This window comes from Pedobacter glucosidilyticus (assembly GCF_002483235.1).
Classification (GTDB): domain Bacteria; phylum Bacteroidota; class Bacteroidia; order Sphingobacteriales; family Sphingobacteriaceae; genus Pseudopedobacter; species Pseudopedobacter glucosidilyticum_B.
Window position 1 is genome coordinate 1 of sequence record NZ_DLHN01000007.1, and the last position, 4,519, is coordinate 4,519.

4 protein-coding genes are annotated in these 4,519 nt (G+C 35.7%); 1 reads left to right on the top strand and 3 read right to left on the bottom strand.

Annotated elements, in window-relative coordinates; translation table 11 throughout:
- The coding region (locus B2745_RS01525) for a helix-turn-helix domain-containing protein (protein ID WP_304062737.1) at positions 1–182 on the bottom strand (182 nt) is incomplete at its 3' end.
- Between the two features lie 123 nt (positions 183–305).
- Here B2745_RS01525 and B2745_RS01530 point away from each other — a divergent pair.
- Positions 306–1,433 carry a HEPN domain-containing protein gene (locus tag B2745_RS01530; protein ID WP_304062740.1) on the top strand — a complete coding sequence of 376 codons (1,128 nt, stop codon included), beginning with the start codon at positions 306–308 and terminating at the stop codon, positions 1,431–1,433.
- Positions 1,434–1,596: 163 nt separating this feature from the next.
- On the opposite strand, the gene B2745_RS01535 is transcribed toward B2745_RS01530, so the two are convergent.
- Together B2745_RS01535 and B2745_RS01540 are read right to left on the bottom strand one after the other, a co-directional pair.
- Positions 1,597–2,091 carry an FKBP-type peptidyl-prolyl cis-trans isomerase gene (locus B2745_RS01535; protein ID WP_304062743.1) on the bottom strand — a complete coding sequence of 165 codons (495 nt, stop codon included), beginning with the start codon at positions 2,089–2,091 and terminating at the stop codon, positions 1,597–1,599.
- A gap of 32 nt (positions 2,092–2,123) precedes the next feature.
- The gene (locus tag B2745_RS01540) at positions 2,124–4,130 is read right to left on the bottom strand and encodes a thioredoxin domain-containing protein (protein WP_304062746.1); all 2,007 of its coding nucleotides are present in this window, start codon (positions 4,128–4,130) and stop codon (positions 2,124–2,126) included.
- Positions 4,131–4,519 lie beyond the last annotated feature (389 nt).

Sequence of the window (4,519 nt, forward strand, 5' to 3'; positions counted from 1 at the left end):
GCAGTCACCCCTAAAGCCTTAGCAATTTTATCCAGCACTTCTTCTTCAATTTTCTCACTTTGCTCTAGTTTAGAAATGGCTTGTTGGCTGATGCCTAATTCCTGAGCTAGGGCTTCTTGTTTCATACCACGTAGCTCGCGGATGCGGGAAATTTTTCGGCCGATGTGTAAAGTATCTGTCATGCTATAAATTTATGCTTTTTAAGTAAATGTACGAAACAAGCAGATGATTGTAAAATACAATTTATTATGGTTCGGTACATCAAGTAAGATCAAGAGATTTGGCTTAAACAACAGTCTTATCTTATGAATGATGAAAAAATATTAAAATATCCGGAGTTAACACAAAAAGAATGTGAAATAGATGCTGAAAACCCAGAGAGGGTAAAGCTGGAATTAAGGGTGTTTTATCTTGACTATCCAGTGCACAAAACACTCGATATTTTAGATAAAATGTATCACGGTTGGCTACAATACCAAGTGGTAGCGGGTACTTATGACATGGCTGATGGACTTGAGGATATGTATTTTTTCTATGACCGTTTGAGACGTTTATTGATTGCAGCTTATGTAACTATGAGAGAAGGTGAAGAAAGCTCTAAAATAGTTTTAGATGATGTTATTGGTTTAAAAAAATGTCATCCAGCCGTAAGCACAGAACTGGCTCCTGCCATAGAACTGTTAATAAGAGTCATACAACCAGAAAAAGTATTCCTTTGGAAAAAACAGCAAAGCAATTTGAAAGTTAGAGAAGAATTTGAAGTGCTTTTTATTTTACAAGATCGTTTACAACAAAAGTTTATAGACCTAGAACCTAAACTAGATTTTATACATGCTGCACAAAGCCATTTACATTGTAGTTTATGTGTAAACGGAGCTTTGGTAGAAGCTTTTAAAACTTGTGATTTACTCTATTTAAGCTATTGTCGTCCAGAAAATTTAATTTATGATTTATCTGGCAAGCCTATGCCTAAAATTGCCAGCGTAGATTTGTTAGAGCGGAAAGCAAAAAGTGAAAGTACATTTCAATGGACTATTCAGTTAGCTCATTCTTTTTATGTTCAATCTCAGGATTGCTTAAAAGATAGCCCTCGGTTAGCTGCTTTTTTATTGCACCAATGTGCAGAACACAGTTATCGAGCATTGATTACTGCTTTTAGAGGTAAAGAGAAAAAGACTCACGACTTGTTTGCTCTACATAAAGAGATGGAGCAGATAGCACCTGAAATGTGTATGGTATTTCCTGTAGAGGATAAAGAAGGACAGCATTTGTTAGAACTTCTTAATCTTACTTATTGCCAGTCCAGGTATCAGGAAGATTTTGCTGTATCCAGAGATGATTTAAAATTATTAAGCGAACGTGTATGTAAATTACCAAAGTTGGCAGAGACAGCATTTAATAAAATGATGCTTTTCTTAGATCTAACAGAGTAGGGGTATATGTAAATTGAGGTAAAAACGAAAAGGGGGATAGATGCTTGTTTTTCGACTCTTATCAGGACGACGGTTAACTCCTCAAAAATTATAATTAATGCTTATTAAGAATGATAATCATCTTATTGTCTACCCATTTGGCAGACAATAAGATGATGTTTTGTTAGTGGTGATGACCACCTTCGCCATGTACATGACCATGGTCTATTTCTTCTTGTGTTGCAGGTCTTACATCTTGGATAGTTCCGTTAAAATGTAACTCGTGACCAGCCATAGGGTGATTTAAATCAACCAATACAGCATCCTCAACTACAGATACTACTCTGCCTTGAAATTGGTTGCCATTATTATCCTGTAAAGGTAAAACTGTACCTACTTCTGGCAAACCAGCTTGTGCAAACATATCTTTAGGTAAATTAGCTACTGCTGCTTCGTCATATTCTCCATAAGCATCAACAGCATCTAAAGAAAATGCATAATTATCGCCAATGGCTAAGCCACTTAAGTGTTCTTCAAATTTTGGAAGCATCATACCAGCACCGTATAAAAAAACCAATGGTCTTTCTGTAGTTGCGCTTTCTACGTGTTTTTTTTCGCCTTCTTCTGTTACGTATAAATCATAGGTTAATGATACTACGTGATTGTTTTCAATTTTCATGCTGTTGTGTTTTTGAAATGATCAAAGCATTTCTATTTATATATTTGTTTAATTGCTTCTTCAACCTCGCTTTGGGGTAATTGGCAGGTTTTGTTTTCGCAAACAAAAATTCTGGTGTCACCAACAAACTTGTCTTGCAGCAAAGGTAAGTTTCCTTTTTCGCCTCCTAAAATAATCTTATTAGGAATGTAATATTTTTCTATTTCTTTTCTTTTTTCTTCGAAATCTGCACCTGTAATTGCTATTTCGAAACTACCATGAATCTCATCCAATAATAAAGATGCCCAATTAGTATAAGCAGAAGCGTAAGATTTGATATGCGGTTCTACCGTTTTTAGCATGTGCTGATAGATATGCTGGTAATTTTGGCAATTGTAGAAAATAGCAAGTTTCTTAAAATTCCAGGCTAAAACCGAGTTTGAAGCTGGTATTACATTATCCATCACTTCATATTTTCTAGCTATTAAGGCTTCGTCTTCATCAGAAGTATAAAAGAACAGTCCAGATTCTTCATCATGGAAATGAGCGGTTACAAAATCACAAAGTTTCTTGGCTTCTTGTAACCAGTCTTCATCAAAGGTAATTTCATACACGTTTATAAAAGCTTCTGCCAATAAAGCATAATCATCTAAAAAAGCATTTATACTGGCTTTACCATTTTTATAGCTTCTATACAAGCCTCCGTTTTCTTTATACAAGTTTTTGATAATGAATTGGGCATTGTTTAAAGCCAAACTTTTAAATTCTTCATCAGCGAAAGCTTTATAAGCATCGCATAAACCTTTAATGGTTAAAGCATTCCATGAGGTTAAAATCTTATCATCTAAACCTGGTCTTACCCGGGTAGAACGCTGTTTAAATAAGATAGCTTTTGCTTGCTTTATCTTGCTATTAAAATCATCTAGCGCTAAACCAAAATGCTTGGCAACATCTTCTTTTTCTTTTCTTATCCATGGGCTATTGATTTCTTCTTCTTCCCAGTTTCCTTCCGCTGTAATCTCAAAATAGGTATTAAACAATTCAGAATCTTCACCTAAAAGCTCATCTATTTCTGTTTTGTTCCAAGTATAAAATTTACCTTCTACGCCTTCACTATCGGCATCTAAGGCCGAGTAAAAACCACCTTCTAGCGAGGTCATTTCTCTTCTTAACCATGCTACGGTCTCGTAAACAACTTCTTTATAACGCTCTTCTTTACACCATTTATAAGCATCAGCATATAAGCTTAACAACTGTCCGTTATCATAAAGCATTTTTTCAAAATGGGGGATATGCCATTTTCCATCTACCGAGTAGCGAGCAAAACCTCCGCCCAAATGATCATAAATACCACCTGCGGCCATTTTGTCTAAAGTTAACCTCACAATAACATGAGCAGCTTCGTCTTTAAGTAAATGGGCAACTTTCATCAAGAAAGCCCAATTATTTGGCATTGGGAATTTTGGCGCTCGGTTATGTCCGCCTTCAGAGAAATCAAAAAGTCTTTTCCATGGTGTTAAAGCATCTTCAATATTTTTTAAGCTATAGGCTTGATGTTCTTTAACAATAGCCAATTTATCTGCTTGTTTGATGCCGTCTGTTAATCTTACTGCATATTCAATGGCTTCATCTGGTTTGGTATCCCAGAAATGGGCCAAATTGGTTAATAAGTTTTTCCAATCTTTTTTAGGGAAATATGTACCGCCATAAATAGGGCGTTGGTCTGGCAAACAGAAACAATTTAAGGGCCAACCACCTCTGCCGGTCATCAATTGTACGGCATTCATGTAAATCTGGTCTATATCTGGTCTTTCTTCCCGGTCTATCTTGATACAAACAAAAAATTGATTCATGAGCTTTGCTACTTCATCATCTTCAAAGCTTTCATGTTCCATAACATGACACCAATGGCAAGCTGAATAGCCGATACTTACCAAGATGAGCTTATTTTCTGCTTTAGCTTTGGTTAAGGCTTCTTCTCCCCAAGGGTACCAATCTACTGGGTTATTGGCGTGTTGTAATAAATAGGGTGATGAGGAATGTATAAGTCTGTTTGGCATCTTGAATGTTTTATTGCTTGAGAATCAAAAATGAAACCATGTTTTAATGGTTTGTAAAATAATATTTAAACGAATAATAAGAGGAGAAATATTTTAAATATTACAATACATGGATGATGATTATTTTTTAGAGATTGTTAACTAATTGGCTTAGCGCACAAGACTTTCCAACTCTAGCCGGGTAGCGGCTTTTTTCTTTTCTTGTAATGGCATTTTCGCACAAGGCTTTCCGGCCTCATAGGCGGCCAACCCTATTCACTTTTTTCTTGATAAAAAAGTGAACAAAAAATCAAGGCTGATGAATATTTGTTGTAAATCCTCCATAAATCTTTTATCCGCAAACGGGAGCCGTGGGCAAGTTTATACTTTGTTGAAAGCATTTACAACAC